Below are 20,197 nucleotides of genomic sequence, written 5' to 3'. Positions count from 1 at the left end.
TCATGTATAGCAAAATTTTAGGTACCGGCAGCTACCTGCCAGCACAAGTACGTTCTAACGCCGACTTAGAACAAATGGTTGATACCACAGACGAATGGATCGTAGCTCGTACCGGTATTCGTGAGCGTCGAATTGCATCTGCAGATGAAACTGTAGCTATAATGGGATATCAGGCATCTTTAAACGCCATCGAAATGGCGGGCATTGATAAAGATGACATTGATCTTATTATCGTAGCGACTACCAGTGCGAGTCACTCATTTCCGTCTGCGGCCTGCCAGGTCCAGGGAATGCTGGACATCAAAGGTTGCCCGGCATTCGATATCGCAGCCGCGTGTTCAGGTTTCGTCTATGCCCTGAGCGTTGCCGATCAACATATTAAAACCGGTATGGCCAAGAACGTCTTGGTTATCGGCTCTGATGCGCTTTCTCATAAGTGTGATCCGGATGATCGTTCGACGATCATTCTGTTTGGCGACGGTGCTGGCGCCGTGGTGGTAGGCGCAAGCGAGGAACAGGGTATTATCTCGACTCACCTGCATGCCGACGGTCACTTTGGCGGATTGTTAAGCCTTGCTATTCCGGATCACGGCCAGGACTTCAGCGATGACAAATGGCTGTACATGGCCGGTAACGAAGTCTTCAAGGTCGCGGTAACCCAGTTGTCAAATTTGGTAAAAGATACCTTGGCAGCCAATAACATGGACAAGTCGGAACTAGACTGGTTGGTACCGCACCAGGCGAACCTGCGTATTATCTCGGCAACGGCGAAGAAGCTGTCGATGTCGATGGATCAGGTGGTGGTAACCCTTGACCGCCATGGCAACACATCTGCGGCAACGGTTCCGACGGCGCTAGACGAAGCTGTTCGTGACGGTCGGATCCAGCGTGGACAGACTTTGTTGCTTGAAGCTTTCGGTGGTGGTTTCACCTGGGGCTCTGCATTGGTGAAATTCTGATTCGAGTGAAGAATTAGATTAAGCCGCAGATACGCTTTTAATTAATTTGTAGCTATTCGCTTTCTGCTTTATTGCCGTGTTTCGGCTTGTGGTTAGCAGCTTGTTTTCACAGCGGATAGCTCGTCAATACACTGAATAATCAGTAATAACGAATAAGGATTCTCGAATGTCTAAGTTCGCGATTGTATTCCCGGGACAGGGCTCTCAGGCTGTTGGTATGCTAGCCGAACTGGCTGAGCAGTTTGAGGTTGTAAAGCAAACTTTTGCCGAAGCCTCTGATGCGCTGGGCTATGACCTATGGGCACTAGTTCAGAATGGTCCTGCAGAAGATCTTAACCAGACACACCGCACTCAGCCGGCACTGCTGACTGCATCTGTTGCGATTTGGCGTGTATGGCAAGAGCAGGGCGGTGAACAACCAGTGGTACTTGCTGGTCACAGCCTGGGTGAATACTCAGCACTAGTATGTGCTGGCGTTATCGATTTTAAAGAAGCGGTAAAACTGGTTGAGCTTCGCGGCCAGCTTATGCAGGAAGCCGTACCAGCCGGTGTTGGTGCGATGTCTGCAATTATCGGTCTGGATAATGACGCGATTGCCAAAGCGTGTGAAGAAGCGGCTGATGGCCAGGTTGTTTCTCCGGTGAACTTTAACTCTCCGGGCCAGGTAGTTATCGCGGGTAATAAAGAAGCGGTTGAGCGTGCCAATGTACTGTGTAAAGAAGCTGGCGCTAAGCGTGCTCTGCCACTGCCTGTTTCTGTACCGTCTCATTGTGAACTAATGAAGCCTGCTGCAGACAAACTAGCGGTAGCGCTGGAAAGTGTTGAATTCTCTGCGCCTTCTATTCCGGTGATTAACAATGCCGATGTGGCAACAGAAACTGATCCTGCGGCAATCAAGCAGGCATTGGTTAAACAGCTATACGGCCCGGTTCGCTGGACAGAGTCTGTTGAGCGCATGGCTGAAGAAGGCATCGAGCAACTGTTTGAAATGGGTCCGGGCAAGGTACTTACCGGCCTGACTAAACGAATTAATCGTGCACTTGGCAGTGCTGCAGTCAATGATCCGGCTAGCCTGGACGCTGCCAAGTAAGATTGTGGCCTGCTTCTGGGTGCCATTTGCTTCGTGCAGAGTTGGCGTTAACAGGAAAAGGCGGGCTGCATACTATTTATAGAAGAGGAATGACAATGAGCCTGCAAGGTAAAGTTGCTCTGGTAACGGGTGCGAGCCGTGGTATCGGTCGTGCTATCGCAGAAATTCTGGTTGAACGTGGTGCGACAGTAATTGGTACCGCGACATCGGAAAGCGGTGCGGAAGCCATCAGTGCATATTTGGGTGACAACGGTAAAGGCCTGGCGCTGAACGTGACGTCTCCTGAGTCAATCGAAGCTGTACTGAAAGAAATCAAAGCGCAGTACGGCGATGTTGATATCTTGGTCAACAACGCGGGTATCACCCGTGATAACTTGCTGATGCGCATGAAAGATGACGAGTGGCAGGACATCATGGATACCAACCTGACGTCTATCTTCCGTCTGTCTAAGGCAGTGTTGCGTGCGATGATGAAAAAACGCCACGGCCGTATTATCAGCATCGGCTCTGTTGTTGGTACTATGGGTAATGCCGGTCAGACTAACTATGCAGCAGCAAAAGCAGGTTTGATTGGATTTACCAAGTCGATGGCACGCGAAGTTGCGTCACGCGGCATTACGGTGAATGCGGTTGCTCCTGGTTTTATCGAAACAGATATGACTAAAGCCCTGAATGATGACCAGCGTGCTGCTACACTTGCAGGTGTTCCTGCAGGTCGTTTGGGTGATCCGCGTGAAATTGCGGCAGCGGTCGCATTTTTGGCGTCAGAAGATGCTGGTTATGTAACCGGCGAAACACTGCATGTTAACGGCGGCATGTACATGATTTAAACAAAAAAGTTGCATAACTTGATGACACAAGTCAAACTCATCTTGTTTTCACTGAAAATCGTGGTTTGACCAGCGTGTTGAGTATTGCAACTTTTGCAGTAATGAATAAACTACAGCAAATCGCATTAGCGAATTCTTGTTTTAAGGAAATAGATTAATGAGCAACATCGAAGAACGCGTAAAAAAAATCATTGTTGAGCAACTGGGCGTAGACGAAGCAGAAGTTAAAAACGAAGCTTCTTTCGTTGACGATCTAGGTGCTGATTCTCTAGATACTGTTGAACTAGTAATGGCTCTTGAAGAAGAATTCGATACTGAGATTCCAGACGAAGAAGCTGAAAAAATTACTACAGTTCAAGCTGCTATCGACTACGTTGTTGGCGCATCTGAGTAATTAAGAACTCCCTCCAGGCGGTCACCATGACCGCCTGATTTTATTTCGAACCCTGTTTTATCCTCAATTCCCGGAGAAATTAATCGTGTCAAAGCGTCGCGTAGTTGTTACTGGCATGGGTATGCTATCACCGGTTGGCAATTCTGTTGAGTCTTCATGGAAAGCTCTACTGGCCGGCACCAGCGGTATTAGCAATATCGAACATTTTGATGCTAGCGCATTTGCTACTCGTTTTGCCGGCATGGTCAAAGACTTCAACTGTGAAGAATACATGACCAAAAAAGATGCCCGCAAAATGGACTTGTTCATTCAATACGGCATTGCAGCAGGCGTACAGGCGTTAAAAGACTCTGGCATTGAAGTGACTGAAGAAAACGCCCCACGTATTGGTGTGGCTATCGGTTCTGGCATTGGTGGTCTAGGTCTTATTGAAGCTAACCATCTGTCACTGATGGAAAAAGGTCCGCGCAAAATTAGCCCGTTCTTTGTTCCGTCAACGATTGTAAACATGATCGCAGGCCACATGTCTATTATGCATGGTCTTCGTGGTCCGAACATCGCTATTTCTACGGCATGTACAACTGGCCTTCATAATATTGGCCATGCTGCGCGTATGATTGCTTACGGCGATGCAGATGCAATGCTAGCTGGTGGTGCAGAAAAAGCATCAACTCCGCTAGGTATGGGTGGCTTCGCTGCGGCGAAAGCACTGTCTACCCGAAATGATGATCCTCAAGCAGCCTCTCGTCCGTGGGATAAAGACCGCGACGGTTTCGTTCTGGGTGACGGTGCCGGTATGATGGTGCTTGAAGAATACGAGCACGCCAAAGCGCGTGGTGCGAAAATTTATGCAGAGCTAGTCGGCTTTGGTATGAGTGGTGATGCGTACCACATGACTTCACCAAGTGCAGACGGTTCTGGTGGTGCACTGGCGATGGAAGCGGCGATCCGTGATGCGGGTATCAATGCTGAAGAAATCGGCTATGTGAATGCACACGGTACTTCCACACCTGCTGGCGACGTAGCAGAAACGCTTGGTATTAAGCGTGCTATGGGTGCTGCGGCTGATAAAGTTCTGGTTTCGTCGACTAAGTCGATGACTGGCCACCTACTGGGTGCTGCTGGTTCTGTCGAATCAATCATTACAGCAATGACATTGGTCGATCAGGTCGTTCCACCGACGATCAACCTGGACAACCCTGATGAAGGCTGTGATCTGGATTATGTTCCAGGTGAAGCACGTCAGGTTAATCTTGAATACGCACTGTGTAACTCGTTCGGCTTCGGCGGTACGAATGGTTCGCTGCTATTTAAGAAAATCTAACGATAACCTGTTATCATTGAACGGCCCGGTGTTTTGCACCGGGCCGTTTTTTTTTGATACTTTTAGTTGTGACTTTTTCTGTGATTTGAGACTGGGTAGATATCGGAATGATATTGGTAAACGGCGTTGAGCAAAGTGACATAGCAATCACCGATCGGGCTATGCAGTATGGCGATGGCTGCTTTACGACCATTCTCGTTGAGCACGGTAAGCCAAGGCTATGGTCGTTGCACCTGCAGCGACTGAAGAAGAACGTTGCAGCATTCGATATCGCAGAGCCGGACTGGCTACAACTCACTGAACAGGTACATAGGCTAGCGAAAAACTACCCGGATAAAGGGGGAGTAAAGGTACTGATAAGCCGCGGCGCGGGTGGGCGGGGGTACAGCCCGTCAGGTTGCAGCGCGACTCAGGTTATTGTTTCCGATTTTGTCTGGCCTGCCCACTATCGTGAGTGGCAGGTACAGGGTATCGCGCTGGGCGTTTGTCGGCAGAGACTGGCTTTGGCTCCGATGCTGGCGGGTTTCAAACATCTGAACCGTCTTGAGCAGGTTATGTTAAAAAAAGAAACCGAGCAGGCCGGCTGGCTGGATGCCGTCGCACTGGACGTCAACGGTGATGTAGTGGAAGCAACAGCCTCGAACATTTTCTGGCGCAAGGGCCAGACGCTTTATACGCCGGAGTTGAATATGTCAGGTGTCCACGGTGTGATGCGTGCTCATGTGATCGCATTGGCCGCTGATTGCGACTTGTGTATAGAGTTTGTCAAAAAGCCACTTGATGCCTTGCTTTGCGCCGATGAAGTCTTTATTACTAATGCCCTGATGGCGTTAGTGCCAGTCACAGAAATAAACGGAATTCAATTTACAGCGCGTACTGCGCTGAAAGCGTTAAACAAGAGGTTGTACACGTGTTAAAGAAGTTGGTAATAGCGGTTGTCCTGATGGGCGTGATGGCTGCTGGTGGGCTTGGCTGGTCATATCAGCAGGTGAAGACATCACTGCTGCAGCCGGTAACTCATGACGGCGAAGTTTTCATTACGGTCAGCCCGGGAACCAGTTTTCGCGGCCTGCTAAACCAACTCGTTGACAAGAAGATTGTACCGCCATCGCAATGGACACGGTGGATTTACCGTATTGAGCCCGAGTTAACACGAATTAAGACCGGAACATATAAGATACCTGACAGCGGTACGCTCAGGGATGTGCTTGCATTAATTGCATCAGGCAAAGAACATCAGTTTGCGATTACCTTGGTCGAGGGCGACAGGTTTACAGACTGGCTTGGGCAACTGAGCACAGCTCCCGAGATTGTCCATCAGTCCGGCGGTATGTCCGAAGCCGAAATAGCCAAAGCGATTGGTGCGGATACGTCCAAGCTCGAGGGGTACCTGTTGCCGGAGACTTACCATTATACTGCGGGCACCACCGATCTTGAATTGCTTAAGCGTGCATACCGCCAGATGACCAGCTTGCTCGATGATGCCTGGGAGACGCGTGACAAGAGTATTCCGCTGAAAACACCGTATGAAGCCTTGATCATGGCATCAATCATTGAAAAGGAAACGGCCGTTGATGACGAGCGTACTGTCGTATCGTCAGTATTTATGAACCGCCTCAACAAGAATATGCGTCTCCAGACCGATCCGACGGTGATTTACGGTATGGGGGATAAGTACAAGGGGAATATCCGCAAGCGCGATCTTCGTACCCCGACACCTTATAATACCTACACCATCTTTGGCTTGCCGCCGACACCGATAGCGATGCCAAGCAAGGCCTCGGTGCTAGCTGCGGTTAAGCCACAAGAGAGCAATTACTATTACTTTGTTGCCGATGGCAAAGGCGGCCACAAGTTTTCTAAAACGCTAAGCGAGCATAATCGCGCTGTGCGTGCATACCTAAGAACACTAAAGAAAAAATAATGACTGGAAAATTTATTGTAATTGAGGGCCTGGAAGGCGCGGGGAAAAGTACGGCTATCAAGCAGGTTGCTGCTGTATTGGCGAAGCACGGGATCGCATCGCCTGAATTGACGCGCGAACCCGGCGGGACACCGCTTGCCGAGCAGATGCGGGCTTTGGTCAAAGAAGGGCATCCTGACGAACCCTTGACCGACATGGCTGAGTTGTTGCTGCTGTATGCGGCACGTATCCAGTTGGTTGACAACGTGATAAAGCCGGCGCTGGCAGAAGGGCGCTGGGTGGTAGGTGATCGCCATGACATGTCCTCTCAGGCTTACCAGGGAGGAGGCCGTGGCTTTGATACCGATCTGATGGAGAATTTGCGCAATACGGTACTGGGCGATTTCCGTCCAGATTTCACCATTTATATGGATATTGATCCTGTACTAGGGCTGGAGCGTGCTCGCGGCCGGGGTGAGCTGGATCGTATCGAGCAGATGAATATCGATTTCTTCCACCGTGCGCGCGCGCGCTTCCTTGAATTGTCCGAGAATGATCCGAGCGTGGTTATTATTGATGCCAGTCAGCCACTGGAGAAGGTTACGGCAGATATTTCCCTGGCGCTGACAGCGTGGCTGGAGCAGCAATAGTATGCTTTACCCTTGGCAACAGACCCTATGGCAAAACTGGCAGCAGCTACTGGGGCAGGGCCGTCTACATCATGCCATTTTATTGCTAGCCTCGACGGGAAGCGGACGTGAGGTGCTGGCGCAACAGTTAGCCCAGACCGTGCTTTGTCAGAACTGCGATACCGAGCCCTGTGGGGTCTGCCATAGCTGTCAGCTATTTGCTGCAAAAACCCATCCTGATTTCCATGTTGTCGCGCCTTTGCAGGAAGGCAAACAGATTGGTGTCGATGCTGTTCGTCAGTGCAACCGCTGGGCGGTGGAAACATCTCAGCTGGCGGGTCAGCGTGTGATCATGATTGACCACGCTGATGCACTGGGAGAGGCCGCGGCGAATGCTTTGCTGAAAACATTGGAAGAACCTCCATCGGGTTGCCAGTTTATTTTGACGGCACAATCGCTCGACAGCCTGTTGCCGACAATCAACAGCCGTTGCAACAAATGGCGACTGGCCGTGCCTGATGAGCAGGAAACACGGCGCTGGGTCGAGCGGCAGATGATGCAGACGGTAAAGCTGGAGTCGGTGCGTCTGAACAGCGGAGCCCCTTTGGCTACGCAGCAGTTTATTGAGCAGGACCAGGATATTCGCCATGGAAACTTGCTGGACGCGTTTTGCGATTTTCTGCAGCCGCCTTTTACCGGTGTCTATGAGGTGGCCGCCCTTTGTACGAGTGAGGGTATTGTAAGCCTCAAGTGGCTTAGCTACTTCCTTGTTGATTGTATTAAACTTCAGCAGGGTGTCAGCTCGCACCTGGTGCACAGTGAGTCCGTTGATAAGGTGCAGGCTGTTGCCGTGAAGATCAATCCGGCCGTATTGTTATCGCAGGTACGCAAAGCCAACGAGCTGCACCGAAAGCTGGAAAAGCACACCGGATTGAATGAAGAGCTACTGGTTGTCGAATGGCTGACCGGTTTTATCGCTGATTAATAGAGAAATAAGAATTGAGGAAAGAGTCGTGTTAGTTGATTCACATTGTCACCTGGACAAACTGGACTACGAGCAACTTCATACAGGGATTGATGATGTGTTAGCCAAGGCAAAGGCGCGGGGGGTAGAGTACTTCTTGTCTGTTGGCGTTACCCTGAAGAGTTTCCCGGCCATGATGGAAATGATTGAGCCGCATGAGAACGTATTTGCCTCCTGTGGCGTTCACCCATTAGATATCGAGGCGGGTTTTGACTTTGAGCAGTTGAAGACCTTTGCTCAGCATGAGCGGGTTGTGGCTATCGGCGAAACTGGCCTGGATTACCACTATCAACCGGAACTGGCCGAACAGCAGCAAGAAATCTTTCGCCAGCATGTCCGTTTGGCGGTAGAACTCAACAAGCCGCTGATCATCCATACCCGAATGGCCCGTGAGGATACTATGCAGATCCTGCGTGAAGAAGGGGCCGAAAAGTGCGGTGGCGTGTTGCACTGCTTTACTGAAAGTCTGGAGATGGCCAAGGAAGCGATTGAACTTGGCTTTTATGTTTCGATCTCCGGTATCGTTACCTTTAATAAAGCTAGCGAATTAAAGCACGTTGTTAGTAATCTGCCGCTGGATCGTCTGCTGGTCGAGACAGACTCCCCTTATCTGGCCCCCATCCCGTATCGTGGTAAGCAAAACCAGCCTGCCTATGTACGTGAAGTTGCCGAGTATATTGCCCTGCTTAAAGGCGTCTCTGCAGAAGAAGTCGAGAAAGTAACTACGGATAATTTCTTCACGCTTTTCTCCCTGGCTAAGCGTTAGTCAAAACACCAGAATGATTCGTTGAAGTAAAAAGGAGCAAATGCTCCTTTTTTTATCGTTATGTCTGTATTTATATATCCAGCGAATATATCCCCCTCAAAAAAAGAAAATTAATTTCATTTGTGAAAATAAATTTCACTCATCAAGTGTTTACTTTCTGAATCACTACTAAATATCAGCTATTTACTTTATTTCGAAAAGATAAATGTATTGTTTGATGATTTATTAGGCGATATTTTGGAATAATATTTCATTCCTGAGCGGTATCATTGATAAGTATCAAGTTTTATAAAATGCCTCATTTTATACTTGTGAGGCAATAAAAAAGCAAAGTGGTGCTAGCATTATGACTACGGGGTAGGTCGCTTGCACTGACTTGATAACTAACTAAAACATTCTCACTCAGGAGCACACTATGTTTAAGAACCTTTTTGCTAACCTGCAAAAAGTCGGTAAGGCGCTCATGCTGCCTGTATCGGTTTTGCCGGTGGCCGGTATATTACTGGGGGTTGGCGCAGCGAATTTTAGCTGGTTGCCTGAAGTAGTCTCTCAAATCATGGAGCAGGCTGGTGGTTCTGTATTCGGCCAGATGCCGCTGTTGTTTGCAGTGGGCGTCGCGTTGGGCTTTACAAATAACGATGGTGTTGCTGGACTGGCTGCAATTGTTGGCTATGGCATTCTGGCTGCGACATTAAGCGTTATGGCTGGAGTAATGGAAGTCGACAAACTTGATACCGGTGTGCTTGGCGGTATTCTCGTTGGTGGTTTAGCAGCATGGGCCTTCAATCGGTTCTATCGTATTCAACTTCCTGAATACCTAGGTTTCTTTGCCGGTAAGCGATTTGTTCCGATCATGACAGGTTTTTGCGCTATTGCCTTGGCGCTTCTATTGTCTGTTATTTGGCAACCAATTGGCGGCGGTATTGAAGCTTTCTCTGAGTGGGCTGCTCACCAGAACCCGACGTTGGCGTTTGGTATATACGGTGTTGTTGAGCGTTCTCTAATTCCGTTTGGTTTACACCATGTTTGGAACGTACCGTTTTTCTTCGAGGCGGGTAGCTGTGTTAATGCTGCCGGTGAAGCACAAAACGGTGTGCTGACTTGCTACCTGGTTGCTGATGAGCCTTCGCGTCTTGCTGGCAACGGTTTCGGTCAGCTAGCGGGCGGCTATATGTTTAAGATGTATGGTTTACCAGCGGCCGCAATCGCAATCTGGCATTCCGCCAAACCGGAAAACCGTGCCAAGGTCGGTGGTATTATGATATCCGCGGCGCTGACGTCATTCCTGACAGGTATTACAGAACCGATTGAATTTTCCTTCCTGTTCGTTGCACCTATTCTGTACGGGATCCATGCATTGCTAGCCGGATCTGCATTCGTGATGACCAACATGCTGGGCATGGTTCATGGTACAACGTTCTCGCACGGCTTCATTGATTTTGTGGTGCTATCGGCGAACTCTCAGAAGCTATGGTTGTTCCCGTTCATGGGACTAATCTATGCTGCTATCTACTATGTGGTTTTCCGCACTGTGATTGCCAAGCTTGATCTCAAAACGCCGGGACGTGAAGACGAAGAAGAAGGCGCAAGCGCAACAGCAGAAGGCTCAGAGCTTGCAAAAGAGCTTGTCATGGCCTTTGGTGGCAAGGATAACATCACTGGGCTTGATGCTTGTATCACGCGCTTACGTGTGTCGGTAGCCAGTGTCGATAAAGTTGACCAGGAGCAGCTCAAGAAGCTGGGTGCTGCCGGAGTGGTTATTGCAGGTGGCGGTGTTCAGGCTATCTTCGGTACCAAGTCTGATAACCTGAAGTCTGATATGGATGAGTGGATCCGAAATCACTAATCACTAATCACTAATTGATAATCGGTGTAGTATCTGTTCAAGGGAAGCTTCGGCTTCCCTTTTTTTCCTGGCTTCCGGCCGGCAACTACAGCGACAGAAAGAAGAGCATCAGAAACGGTACCAGTAAGCTAAGGATAAATCCGCTGACAATTGCAATCGGAACACAGCGGATCCCGCCACTGTTCTGGATAACAGGCAGGGTGAAGTCCATCGCCGTGGCGCCGGCATAGCCTATTGCTGTACTTGGATAGCGGCTGATCATGACCGGGATGAGGCTCAGGGCAATGAGCTCTCTGAGCAGCTCGTTGAGAAAGGCGGCACCACCAAAAATTGGCCCCAGTCCGTCTCCCATGAGTATACCTGCCAATGAATACCAGCCAAACCCTGATGCCATCGCCAGGCCATGGGTCACCGGAATACCAAGGATAGTTGCGGCAATGATCCCGCCGGGCAACGAGGTCAGGACAATGACCAGCGCAATGGTGATCCCTTTTTTGTTGAGCAGAATCTGACGCAAGGTCATCCCGCTATTACGAAGCTGAATACCGATTAGAAACAGCAGGATCAACAGAATAACTTCGCTGGCCTTATCAACCCACTCGAGATCCATGCCAGTTAAAAGGCCAACCACCAGTCCGCCGGCAACAACGAGTATCAATTTTAGCGATTCCATCATCATTTTCATGAACGGTAGTTGTCGGTGATCCTGACTGGTTTCCGTCGGCCAAATTTTGTCGATAACAGGCAAGGCAAGCAGGTTACAGGCACTGATAGAAATAAAGAAGGTTGCCGTATAAGTCAGGATCTGATTCAGGTTTTGCCCCAGGTTATCAAGCCCGGCGAGACTCAGTCCCATCAGCGTAAGGATCACCAATACAAGGCGGCTGGTTTGTGTGTTGATGAAAGTCAGTACGGAGTCCTTGCCGACCGGAATAAGGTATCCGATCACCAGTGGCAGGAAGATATAGAGCATCCCTGAAAACATGTGAGTCCTTGCGGTGAGTGTTGTCTGCCTGGCAACTGCATCATGCTGTTACCGAAGGTTTAGTTAAATCAATAAGCTACTACTGTTCGATGAGTTAAGTAGCTTATCAGTATCAATTGGACAGGGTCAATACAGCATGCTGGCAAAGTAGAGGGCGAATTCCCTTGCAAGGACAGCGGCTAGAAGCCGCTGTTTTTGATCACATTGCGTATCTGGGAGTTAAATTCAGCGTCTGGCAGGTTAGTGAGTTCGTACATCACCTCGGCACCAGCGAGATCGAGCTCAACGTGGTGCTCATCAATGGCATCATCGTTGCTTTTAAACATCAGAAGGTGATTAGCCATACGGGCTATGTCCAGATAGCTGGTTTGCGGGCGCTGGCCCCGGTAAGGTGAGGCTGTATTGCTGGCAACCTCCAGGTAATCTTCATCAAAGCCCCAGTGCTTGAGAATAATGAGGCTGGCTTCCTGGCAGCAGTGTTCAAACACATATTTCGCAATATCAATATCGAGATAGTTACCACTGTCCAAATAGCTCTGATATTCGGATACCAGGCTAAACAGGCCAATATCAGCAAACAGGCCGGCCAACAGAGATTTCTCCTGTTCAATCTCAGCCGGTGTTTCCGGGTGGTTAATGAGCCCCTGAGAAACAAGAGCCATCGTTGCTGCTAGCTGTCTTGAGCGGATTGCACTTTGCATCAGCAGGTCGTTGCAGCCTCGGCTGAAGTTGCTTTTGCTCTTAAGCTCTTCAATGGCTTGCGCCGTAATAATATCTCGTACTCTCAATATACCGAGCCTGCTTACTGCGGTTTGAATGTCGTGACAAATAACATTGCGCCGGTTAAACATCATGGTATTGGAGATCTTGACAATGGAGGCGGCCATCCCGGGATCATCCAGTAACAAGTCAGCCACGTCGCGGATAGTGGTATCTTCTTCGTTGCACAGGGCATGAAGTTTCACAAGAACATCAGGAATGGGGGGAAGGGTAAGACGGTTTTGCCTGACGGCGTCTTTTACCAAAGAACAGAACTCAGATTCCAGTCCTTTTACGATTTTGTCATTTTCTGGTTTAAGCCAAAAAAAAGATACGTGTGCCATTACAACTACTAACTTGAACTCGAGGGCTTCATTCTATCTTGAGCCGTTGCTGATAGACAGCTGTATAACTTAAAAAAAAATTAAATCGTTACTAAACGTTACACTTATGCAATTTCTGTTGTTGGGAGGTTGTCGTTGTCGAGCAGTTTAAGTAGAAAACGCACCGTGAGCTTAATACTCTCCTGGGTAAGCAACAGCTGTTTGTAGTGGACTTCAAGCGGGAGGATTTCGAGCCAGCGCTGGCAGACCCAGGTGAGGTCGTTATAGTCTGGTTTCGGATAAAGGGAGCCAATTTCGGGCATGGTGGCATAAAAGAGTTTTAGCTTCTCTGAAAGGCATAATGTCGAGGCTTCGATAGGGGCTGGTGTCCAGTGCGGGTAGGGTTCAAAATCTGCCAGTAACAAGCCGTCTTCCTCGACTCTTATTGCTAATAAGCGAACGGTTTGAATGCCCTCGACCATAACACTGAGTAACCCTCCTTCCAGCGCATTAAAGTCAATGATATGAGCCTCGGTGGCAATCGCCGGTATCTTTTTTATCTCGTCGTGCTCTTCAGACTCATTGAGCATACATAGCGCAAAACTTCTTTTGTCTGCCAGAGACTGTTTGACCATCCGAATATATCGTTCTTCTGCAACCGTTATTTCAAGCCTTCCGTTCGGAAGAATGTGGCTGGATGAAGGAAAGAGTGCTATGTCTACCATGATATACCCTCCACTTATTATTAATAACCATAGTCTTTACTGACAAGAATAACGATAGTGCGAAAGCGAATTACGTCGGCTATTTTGGGAGTTCAGGCGCAAAAAATATGGTCAATTTTTGTCACTTTTTACTTAATTCGCGACGTATAATATGCTGCAAATCTCAAATCCAAGTGTTCGTTGTTTCATATGTGGAAATAAATAATCTTATGTGGCATTGTCAATTTGTTGACGCATTTTGATATAAGTTACTTGAAATTAAACGACCATTAACGTTTATCGGGGGAGAAGCTTGTGCGATCGATCAAGGATGACTTATTTAATTATCTTCGCGAATTTGGCCATTATGAAAAACGTTCAATGTTTGGCGGAACGGGTATTTTCATTAAGGGCGCCATGTATGCAATATTGACTGAACAGTCGATTTTTTTACGTGGGGGTGAATCGCTAGATACCAAGCTGACTTCTTTTAACTGTAGTAAGTTCAAACACATAAAGCGCAGCACAACTGCTGTGGTTAATTACTATGATGTGACGGAGCTATATTTGAACGACAGGGCCGAGTGTGACGAACTGGTCCAGCAGTCGATTAAAGTCTCGACAAGAGAGAAAGAGTTCAAGTCTTCAGAGCAGAGCAAGCGCCTGCGCGATTTGCCCAATATGCGCCTGACGCTCGAGCGTATGGTGAAAAAAGCAGGTATTCCGGATGTCAGTAGCTTTATCTCATTGGGGGCGGCAGAAGTCTACCGTAAGGTACGCACCTCGCACGGTAAGGATCTCGATCTGAAACTGCTTTGGATGTTTGCCGGTGCCATTGATGGTTGTCACTGGACCTTGCTAAAGGATGACCAGAAAGAACGTTTATTGCGCGAAGTCGAATAAGACGCAATAGATACAGACTGGGTAGTATTGGCCACCGTATTTTGGTGGCTTTTTTTGTTGTAAGATAGCGGTAACCTCCTGTTTAGTGTAAGCCCCTATGCGACTACCCAAGCTCACTGGCCCGGTGCTATCCGGGTTGCATTGTTTCCTGATTGCTGCCGAGCAAATGAGTTTCACCCGGGCTGCAGAAATTTTGTGCCTGACCCAAAGTGCCGTTAGCCATAAAATCAAAAACCTCGAAGACAGCCTCGGGGTTCAGTTATTTATTCGCCAGCCGAGAAAGCTGACACTGACTGAGGAAGGTAAGCGTCTGAAAATGGTGGTCGCCCACAATTTTGGGGATATAGCCCATGAAATCCGGGATCTCAAAACACTCGAACTGAGCGGTGACTTCAATGTAGCCGTACCACCGACCTTTGCCCAGACCTGGTTGCTGCCAAGGCTTAAAGAGTTTTTAGACAAGTATCCGGCGCTGCGTTTCCACCTTCGAACCCGCAACGAACTCATTGATTTTCAAACTGAGACATTTGACTGTGCTATTTATTTCGGTCACGGCAAATATGCTGGGTTACATTCCGCGAAGCTCATGGATGAAAGCATGTTGCCGGTGTGCAGCCACGACTACGCTATTGCCCATGATTTATATGGCAATCCTGACAAACTTAGTACCTGTATGCTGCTTCATGATGCGGCCCCATGGGCCCGTGCCGGGCGCAATGATGAATGGCAGTATTGGGCACAGCGACATGGTGTCATATTGCCGGAGGCCGGGTGCACGTTTGACAGGGCGGATTTGGCCCTACAAGCTGCTGAGCGTGGTATTGGTGTGGCAATGGGGCGCAAGTCGTTTATTGCCGATCAGTTTGATGATGAGCGTTTGGTGGCGCCTTTTGCGATGTCGGTATCATCACCGCTGAGCTATTACATCGTGTGTCGCAAAGAGCTGGCACAGTCGCCAAGAATCGTCGCGTTTGCTGACTGGTTAAGGAGCCTGGTTGACTAGACAACACTCAACAACCAGCTTCCTGCAGTATGAGGTAGCTTGGATATATGAGTATGATGAATAAAGAAACAGCCCCGAGAAAGGGGCTGCTATCTGCTGAAATCTTAACTATATGTTCAAGTCTTAGAACTTGAAACGTGTCGACAGCATGATTTGGTCGTCATAAACCTCGTTGAAACGAGCTTGAACACCAATAGAGAACAGTTCAGTTGCATGGAATCGACCATACACTGAGCCGATAGTTTTCTCATGATCGCTAATGTTCAGGTGACCAATCTGACCGCCGACTTCTAGCTGAGGACCAAGCCACTGACGAACACCGATATTCACTTCCATGCCTAGCTTGCCGCCAGAACTGTTAAATTCGCTGCCGTTCTTGGCATTTCGAGCTTTGATTTCACCGGTGATATCAGCCCAGTTATTGACTGGCGCATGGAAACCGACACCTAGCGCAACGTCCCAGTCGCTGTCAAATTCACTATCAACAGAGCCGGTCAGGTGTGCGTTCGGGTGGATGGATTTGCTGAAACCAGCACCGTAAGTCAGTGGGCTAATACCAATACGCGCTTCAGCGTAATCGTAACTAAAGTTACTCATCGTGGTCTGGGCAGCATGAGCCGCAGAAATAGATGCCAGGAAAATACCTGTGGCAAGGAGTGTTTTACGCATGAAAGTTAGTCCGTGGAGCCTAAAGTAATGGAAGCATTTTAATGGACAAAGCAGGGCAATCATAGATTTTTACGGTATTAAGTTACTTTTTTGATAAAGAACAGCGTAAAAATGCAGCAATAATCACAAAAAAATTGTGATCTTGAACGCGAATGTTGTACAAAATATCAGGAGCTTATCTCACTTTGTTTGACAGCAAAATAAGACAAGCCCTTACCCAAGCTACCTCAAGATGCTCGTTTCAGCGAGAATTACTTGGCTTGTAGGCTAGGCACCGATTAGAAAATCTAGTGGCTCTAAATTAATAATCGGTAACAACGCATAGAAGCCAAGTAAACTCGCCCTTTGGGAGTGAGCCAGCGCGTCCATTTCTGTGTCAAATAACGTTGAAAGGGAATCCATTCCTACCGTCATTTTCCTTGAACTGAGCACGCTGGTCTCACTCTGAATCCTGCATTTTGAGGTAGCTTGGGTATAGTAAACTTTTATTGAATTAACTCGTTTCCAGACGTGTTGCCAGTCGCGTATTGGGTAATGTTGTTGAGGGTTGTGTCAGCGATGTTGCCGAGAGCCTCTTCGGTCAAGAAAGCCTGATGGCCGGTAAATAGTACATTGTGGCAGGCTGACAGGCGGCGGAATACATCGTCTTTGATAACGTCGTTGGACTTGTCTTCGAAGAACAAGTCTTTTTCGTTTTCATAAACATCGATGCCTAGTGATCCAATCTTACTGTTCTTGAGCGCCTCGATAGCATCTTTGGAATTTAGTAGTTCGCCACGGCTGGTGTTGACGATCATGACGCCGTCGCGCATTTTGGCAAAGGCGTCGGCATTGAGCATGTGGTGGTTTTCCTGGGTCATCGGGCAGTGAAGCGTAATAACATCAGACTGGCGGTAAATTTCATCCAGCGAGGTGTAGGTAACGCCTAACTCAATGGCGACCGGATTTTCGTAAGGGTCGTAGGCCAGGATATTCATTCCCAACCCTTTGAGAATACGGATAGTCGCAATACCTATCTTGCCGGTACCGATGACGCCTACGGTTTTGCCGTGGAAGTTGAAGCCGGTCAGGCCTTCAAGCGAAAAGTTGGCATCTCGGGTACGTTGGTAGGCACGGTGGATCCTGCGGTTAAGGCTCAGCATCAGCCCCAGGGTGTGTTCGGCGATAGCCTCCGGTGAGTAGGCCGGAACCCGAACCACCTGAATGCCAAGTTGCTTGGCAGCTTCCAGGTCGACTTTGTCGAAACCTGCACAGCGCATGGCGATCAGGCGGATACCATTATTGGCTAGTTCATTAAGGACAGGCTGACTCAGATCATCGTTGACAAAGGCACAGACGGCCTCGAAGCCTTGTGCCATCTTGGCTGTCTGCACAGTGAGTCGAAAGTCAAAATATGCCAGCTCGTGCTGATAATTGTCGTTGATGATCTCGAAGGATTTCTGATCATATTTCTTGGTGCTAAAGACTGCTACTTTCATGTGTTACCTCTTCGGGGAACTAATTATGTGATCAACATAACATTTTCCTGCTGCCCCGAAAAGGTTTGTATGACAATTATATGTCCGACAGTGAAATACGCTTATCACTGAGCGCTATCATGATTCTGCCGGTATCCAGAACCCTTGCCCAGGGCATTAATTCTTTTTCGTTATCAATGATGTATGTAGTGAGTTGGTCGATAACGACATCTTTAAGCTGGTCGCCATCCCACGGTTTCGAAATGTAATAGTCTAGGCTGGCATGATTGACTGCCTGGACCGTTTCTTCCAGCCCTGCCTGTCCGGTCAGGAGTACTCGCCGTGAGCGGGTTGTTTCTGACTGCTGTTTGAGCTCGATCAGAAAATCAATTCCCGTTTCACCCGGCATAATATGGTCGCAGAGGATTAAGGCAAGGGGGATATGATCGGCAATCGCATCGGCCAGTACTTCCTTGGCTTCGTCAACCGACTCGGCTGCTTCAATTATAAAGTGCTCTTCAAGGCTGCCGAGATCATGCAGCACACTGTCGAGGACTTCTCGTTCATCGTCAACACATAGGATGAGGTATTTGTTCATGTGGCCTCCTTTTCAAACTCGCTTCTGTGAGCGTGCGGGCAGCTTGATAACTGCCTGTCCGGTATTAATTGGGTTGGTTGAGCGGTAGCGTCACAATCATGCGGGTAAATTCACCGATTTCCGACTCAACTCTGATAGTGCCGTCATGTTGGTGGATGATTTGCTGGCATACTGACAATCCGATGCCCAAACCAAAATTGCCCTCACGTTTGGTGGTGTAGTTCAGTTCGAAAACTCTCTCCTGTTGTTCGGGTGGGATCCCTTTGCCGTTGTCTTCAACGACGACATCAACGCTTCTCTGCTCTGAATCTGGGGTATAGCGGGTCGAGATATGTATCTCGCCGGGCTCCTCCACAGCGTCGAGGGCATTGGAGATCAAGTTTGTCCACACTTGCTGCAGGGCGATGGGCTGGCAATTAAGCTTAGGCAGCGCTGAATACTCCTTGGTGACATGGTGGCGCTTGAGCCGATTTTCAAAAATGACCAGGGTATCTTCCAGCCCTTCATGAAGGTCGACGGTGTGTATGGTTTCATCATCCTGGCGGGCATAGCTCTTCAGGCTTTTGACCAGGTCGGCGATGCGGTGGGCGCAGACGTTGATCGAGCGAAGAAAGTTACCCATCTGATAATAGTTATCCCACTCGGCCATTACTGGCTTGAGCTGGTTCTTTTGTGGCAGAAGCCAGTCGCTGAGGTACTCCTGGCTATCAACCCCCATCTGTACGGCTTTTCGGGCTAGCTGGCGATCGTCCAGTACTGATTCAAGCTGCTTGGCACGCTGACGGGTTTCGGAGGTTGATAGCGGACGAGATTGCATGGCCTGCTGAAGGATGTAATTGCCCCGGGTCTGATTTTCGTGGCTGAGCTGCGAGTCAGTGAGTTTGCAAATGGTCTGTTTGAGAGTATCGCTGCCACGCAAAATCGCAGAAACAGGGTTATTGAGCTCATGAGCAACCCCTGCAACCAGCTGGCCGAGCATTGCCATTTTTTCTTTTTCCACCAACTGGTGGTAGGCCTCGTCAAGCGACTTGAGTGTCTGCTGCAGACGCATCTCGGTTTGAATACTGCCCTGAAGCCGACGGTTGAAGTTACGCAGCAACAGATTGGTGAACAGCGGAAGCAGCTCGCTGCGCGAGTTCATCACCTTGTTAAACAGCTGGCGGTCGAGTTTGATGACATTGGTCGTATCCAGTGTCACCCCGGTAGAGAAAGAAGGCTCCCCGGTAACGAAAGACATGCCGCCGACGAGATGACCGGGACCGACGCGTACTACTTCGTGTTTGTAGCCATGCTCGTCTTTTTTGTACAGCGCAACCTCGCCCTGGGTAATAAACCAGAGAAAGTTGTTCGGTTCGCCTTCCTTGGTGAGCAAGTGCCCTTCGCTGTAGGTGCGACAGGCGCGGTCTTCATCGTTGCCGTTAAAGAATTCATGAAGCGCATCTGTTACCTGACGGGCAAGGCTGGCATCGTCGATATCATTGGTATTTTGAATAAACCCGGAGCGAAAGCTCGACATCTGCCTTTCTATGTGGGCATTGAGGATACGGCGGTGATCCAGTACCTGACTATAGCGCAGCCAGTCTTCTTCGGTATGCTTTAAGACAAAAGTCGTCAGCTCTTTGAGTAGAACCTGATGAAGCTCTTTTTTGCTCCAGGGCTTGGTCAGGCAGTAGTGCAGGCGTCCTTCATTGACCGCTTGCATGATGGCATCGAGTTGCGGTTTGTCATTGAGCAGTATCGAGCGTGCCTGGCTGGCAACCGGGTATTGATCCAGCTGAACCAGAAAATCGACGCCGTTGTCACTGCCGAGTTCGTTGTCACAGATCACCATGGCGACACGCTGGTCACTTTGTTCGATAAACTGCAAGGTATCAATTGCCTCTTCGATACTGTAGGCATTGCAAATATCAAACAGTGTGGCGAAGTCCGCTAAATCGCGGTTTAGCCGTTCGACTACACCAGGATCGTCATCCAGACATACAATGACAAAATTATTCACCCTCAATTCCCTATTTGTAGTTTTAGTACTTA

The 20,197-nt window shown here is 48.9% G+C and carries 20 protein-coding genes; 13 read left to right on the top strand and 7 right to left on the bottom strand.

Going from position 1 to position 20,197, the window contains the following annotated elements; translation table 11 throughout:
- Window positions 1-2: 2 nt before the first annotated feature.
- From EIZ48_RS09175 to ptsG, 11 genes are all read left to right on the top strand, one after another.
- Entirely contained in the window at window positions 3-959 is a 957-nt protein-coding gene (locus EIZ48_RS09175; protein WP_160650321.1) for a beta-ketoacyl-ACP synthase III, read from the top strand.
- Window positions 960-1,125: 166 nt separating this feature from the next.
- Entirely contained in the window at window positions 1,126-2,049 is a 924-nt protein-coding gene (gene fabD / locus EIZ48_RS09170; RefSeq protein ID WP_160650319.1) for an ACP S-malonyltransferase, read from the top strand.
- Between the two features lie 95 nt (window positions 2,050-2,144).
- Complete coding sequence (gene fabG, locus EIZ48_RS09165; RefSeq protein ID WP_075765331.1) at window positions 2,145-2,879, top strand: 3-oxoacyl-ACP reductase FabG; 735 nt, start codon at window positions 2,145-2,147, stop codon at window positions 2,877-2,879.
- A gap of 157 nt (window positions 2,880-3,036) precedes the next feature.
- Window positions 3,037-3,273 (top strand): acyl carrier protein, encoded by a 237-nt coding sequence (gene acpP / locus EIZ48_RS09160; protein WP_007467184.1) that lies wholly within the window; start codon window positions 3,037-3,039, stop codon window positions 3,271-3,273.
- An 85-nt stretch (window positions 3,274-3,358) separates the two neighbouring features.
- The gene (fabF, locus tag EIZ48_RS09155; protein WP_160650317.1) at window positions 3,359-4,597 is read left to right on the top strand and encodes a beta-ketoacyl-ACP synthase II; all 1,239 of its coding nucleotides are present in this window, start codon (window positions 3,359-3,361) and stop codon (window positions 4,595-4,597) included.
- A gap of 107 nt (window positions 4,598-4,704) precedes the next feature.
- Window positions 4,705-5,514 (top strand): aminodeoxychorismate lyase, encoded by an 810-nt coding sequence (gene pabC / locus EIZ48_RS09150; RefSeq protein WP_160650315.1) that lies wholly within the window; start codon window positions 4,705-4,707, stop codon window positions 5,512-5,514.
- Window positions 5,508-6,521 carry an endolytic transglycosylase MltG gene (gene mltG, locus EIZ48_RS09145; RefSeq protein ID WP_160650313.1) on the top strand — a complete coding sequence of 338 codons (1,014 nt, stop codon included), beginning with the start codon at window positions 5,508-5,510 and terminating at the stop codon, window positions 6,519-6,521. Before pabC ends, mltG begins: the two co-directional genes overlap by 7 nt.
- Window positions 6,521-7,150, top strand: a complete 630-nt coding sequence (tmk, locus tag EIZ48_RS09140; protein WP_160650311.1) for a dTMP kinase — start codon at window positions 6,521-6,523, stop codon at window positions 7,148-7,150. The genes mltG and tmk overlap by 1 nt, the downstream gene beginning before the upstream one ends.
- Before the next feature lies 1 nt (window position 7,151).
- Window positions 7,152-8,114 carry a DNA polymerase III subunit delta' gene (gene holB / locus EIZ48_RS09135; RefSeq protein WP_160650310.1) on the top strand — a complete coding sequence of 321 codons (963 nt, stop codon included), beginning with the start codon at window positions 7,152-7,154 and terminating at the stop codon, window positions 8,112-8,114.
- Between the two features lie 28 nt (window positions 8,115-8,142).
- Window positions 8,143-8,919, top strand: a complete 777-nt coding sequence (locus EIZ48_RS09130) for a YchF/TatD family DNA exonuclease (protein WP_160650308.1) — start codon at window positions 8,143-8,145, stop codon at window positions 8,917-8,919.
- Between the two features lie 415 nt (window positions 8,920-9,334).
- A complete protein-coding gene (gene ptsG, locus EIZ48_RS09125; RefSeq protein WP_160650306.1) occupies window positions 9,335-10,765 on the top strand; it encodes a PTS glucose transporter subunit IIBC in 1,431 nt (476 codons plus the stop codon).
- An 85-nt stretch (window positions 10,766-10,850) separates the two neighbouring features.
- Here the strand turns inward: ptsG and EIZ48_RS09120 are convergent, their stop codons facing one another.
- From EIZ48_RS09120 to EIZ48_RS09110, 3 genes are all read right to left on the bottom strand, one after another.
- Window positions 10,851-11,750, bottom strand: coding sequence for a LysO family transporter (locus EIZ48_RS09120; protein ID WP_160650304.1), 900 nt, complete (start codon window positions 11,748-11,750; stop codon window positions 10,851-10,853).
- A gap of 179 nt (window positions 11,751-11,929) precedes the next feature.
- Entirely contained in the window at window positions 11,930-12,853 is a 924-nt protein-coding gene (locus EIZ48_RS09115) for an HDOD domain-containing protein (RefSeq protein ID WP_160650302.1), read from the bottom strand.
- Between the two features lie 104 nt (window positions 12,854-12,957).
- On the bottom strand, window positions 12,958-13,557 hold the full coding sequence (locus tag EIZ48_RS09110) for an LON peptidase substrate-binding domain-containing protein (RefSeq protein WP_160650300.1): 600 nt from the start codon (window positions 13,555-13,557) through the stop codon (window positions 12,958-12,960).
- Window positions 13,558-13,851: 294 nt separating this feature from the next.
- Here EIZ48_RS09110 and EIZ48_RS09105 point away from each other — a divergent pair, with 294 nt between their 5' ends.
- Together EIZ48_RS09105 and dsdC are read left to right on the top strand one after the other, a co-directional pair.
- Window positions 13,852-14,439: a TfoX/Sxy family DNA transformation protein gene (locus EIZ48_RS09105; protein ID WP_160650299.1), complete on the top strand. Its 588-nt coding sequence runs from the start codon at window positions 13,852-13,854 to the stop codon at window positions 14,437-14,439.
- Between the two features lie 97 nt (window positions 14,440-14,536).
- Window positions 14,537-15,442, top strand: coding sequence for a DNA-binding transcriptional regulator DsdC (dsdC, locus tag EIZ48_RS09100; protein ID WP_160650297.1), 906 nt, complete (start codon window positions 14,537-14,539; stop codon window positions 15,440-15,442).
- 123 nt (window positions 15,443-15,565) lie between these two features.
- Here the strand turns inward: dsdC and EIZ48_RS09095 are convergent, their stop codons facing one another.
- From EIZ48_RS09095 to EIZ48_RS09080, 4 genes are all read right to left on the bottom strand, one after another.
- A complete protein-coding gene (locus EIZ48_RS09095) occupies window positions 15,566-16,111 on the bottom strand; it encodes a hypothetical protein (protein WP_160650295.1) in 546 nt (181 codons plus the stop codon).
- A gap of 485 nt (window positions 16,112-16,596) precedes the next feature.
- Window positions 16,597-17,589: a 2-hydroxyacid dehydrogenase gene (locus tag EIZ48_RS09090; RefSeq protein ID WP_160650293.1), complete on the bottom strand. Its 993-nt coding sequence runs from the start codon at window positions 17,587-17,589 to the stop codon at window positions 16,597-16,599.
- A 76-nt stretch (window positions 17,590-17,665) separates the two neighbouring features.
- The gene (locus EIZ48_RS09085) at window positions 17,666-18,166 is read right to left on the bottom strand and encodes a response regulator (protein WP_160650291.1); all 501 of its coding nucleotides are present in this window, start codon (window positions 18,164-18,166) and stop codon (window positions 17,666-17,668) included.
- A gap of 64 nt (window positions 18,167-18,230) precedes the next feature.
- The gene (locus EIZ48_RS09080; RefSeq protein WP_160650289.1) at window positions 18,231-20,165 is read right to left on the bottom strand and encodes an ATP-binding protein; all 1,935 of its coding nucleotides are present in this window, start codon (window positions 20,163-20,165) and stop codon (window positions 18,231-18,233) included.
- Window positions 20,166-20,197 lie beyond the last annotated feature (32 nt).

This window comes from Photobacterium alginatilyticum, from assembly GCF_009910675.1.
GTDB classification, from domain to species: Bacteria; Pseudomonadota; Gammaproteobacteria; order Enterobacterales; family Vibrionaceae; genus Photobacterium; species Photobacterium alginatilyticum.
Note: the sequence above shows the minus strand (reverse complement) of the source record. Positions and strands in the feature narration are given on the sequence as shown.

What these genes read in the sequence shown, in the direction of transcription:
- EIZ48_RS09175 (WP_160650321.1), top strand. Translation starts at nt 3, where the DNA reads ATGTATAGCAAAATTTTAGGTACCGGCAGCTACCTGCCAGCACAAGTA.
- fabD (WP_160650319.1), top strand. Translation starts at nt 1,126, where the DNA reads ATGTCTAAGTTCGCGATTGTATTCCCGGGACAGGGCTCTCAGGCTGTT.
- fabG (WP_075765331.1), top strand. Translation starts at nt 2,145, where the DNA reads ATGAGCCTGCAAGGTAAAGTTGCTCTGGTAACGGGTGCGAGCCGTGGT.
- acpP (WP_007467184.1), top strand. Translation starts at nt 3,037, where the DNA reads ATGAGCAACATCGAAGAACGCGTAAAAAAAATCATTGTTGAGCAACTG.
- pabC (WP_160650315.1), top strand. Translation starts at nt 4,705, where the DNA reads ATGATATTGGTAAACGGCGTTGAGCAAAGTGACATAGCAATCACCGAT.
- tmk (WP_160650311.1), top strand. Translation starts at nt 6,521, where the DNA reads ATGACTGGAAAATTTATTGTAATTGAGGGCCTGGAAGGCGCGGGGAAA.
- holB (WP_160650310.1), top strand. Translation starts at nt 7,152, where the DNA reads ATGCTTTACCCTTGGCAACAGACCCTATGGCAAAACTGGCAGCAGCTA.
- ptsG (WP_160650306.1), top strand. Translation starts at nt 9,335, where the DNA reads ATGTTTAAGAACCTTTTTGCTAACCTGCAAAAAGTCGGTAAGGCGCTC.
- EIZ48_RS09120 (WP_160650304.1), bottom strand. Translation starts at nt 11,750, where the DNA reads ATGTTTTCAGGGATGCTCTATATCTTCCTGCCACTGGTGATCGGATAC.
- EIZ48_RS09115 (WP_160650302.1), bottom strand. Translation starts at nt 12,853, where the DNA reads ATGGCACACGTATCTTTTTTTTGGCTTAAACCAGAAAATGACAAAATC.
- EIZ48_RS09110 (WP_160650300.1), bottom strand. Translation starts at nt 13,557, where the DNA reads ATGGTAGACATAGCACTCTTTCCTTCATCCAGCCACATTCTTCCGAAC.
- dsdC (WP_160650297.1), top strand. Translation starts at nt 14,537, where the DNA reads ATGCGACTACCCAAGCTCACTGGCCCGGTGCTATCCGGGTTGCATTGT.
- EIZ48_RS09095 (WP_160650295.1), bottom strand. Translation starts at nt 16,111, where the DNA reads ATGCGTAAAACACTCCTTGCCACAGGTATTTTCCTGGCATCTATTTCT.
- EIZ48_RS09090 (WP_160650293.1), bottom strand. Translation starts at nt 17,589, where the DNA reads ATGAAAGTAGCAGTCTTTAGCACCAAGAAATATGATCAGAAATCCTTC.
- EIZ48_RS09085 (WP_160650291.1), bottom strand. Translation starts at nt 18,166, where the DNA reads ATGAACAAATACCTCATCCTATGTGTTGACGATGAACGAGAAGTCCTC.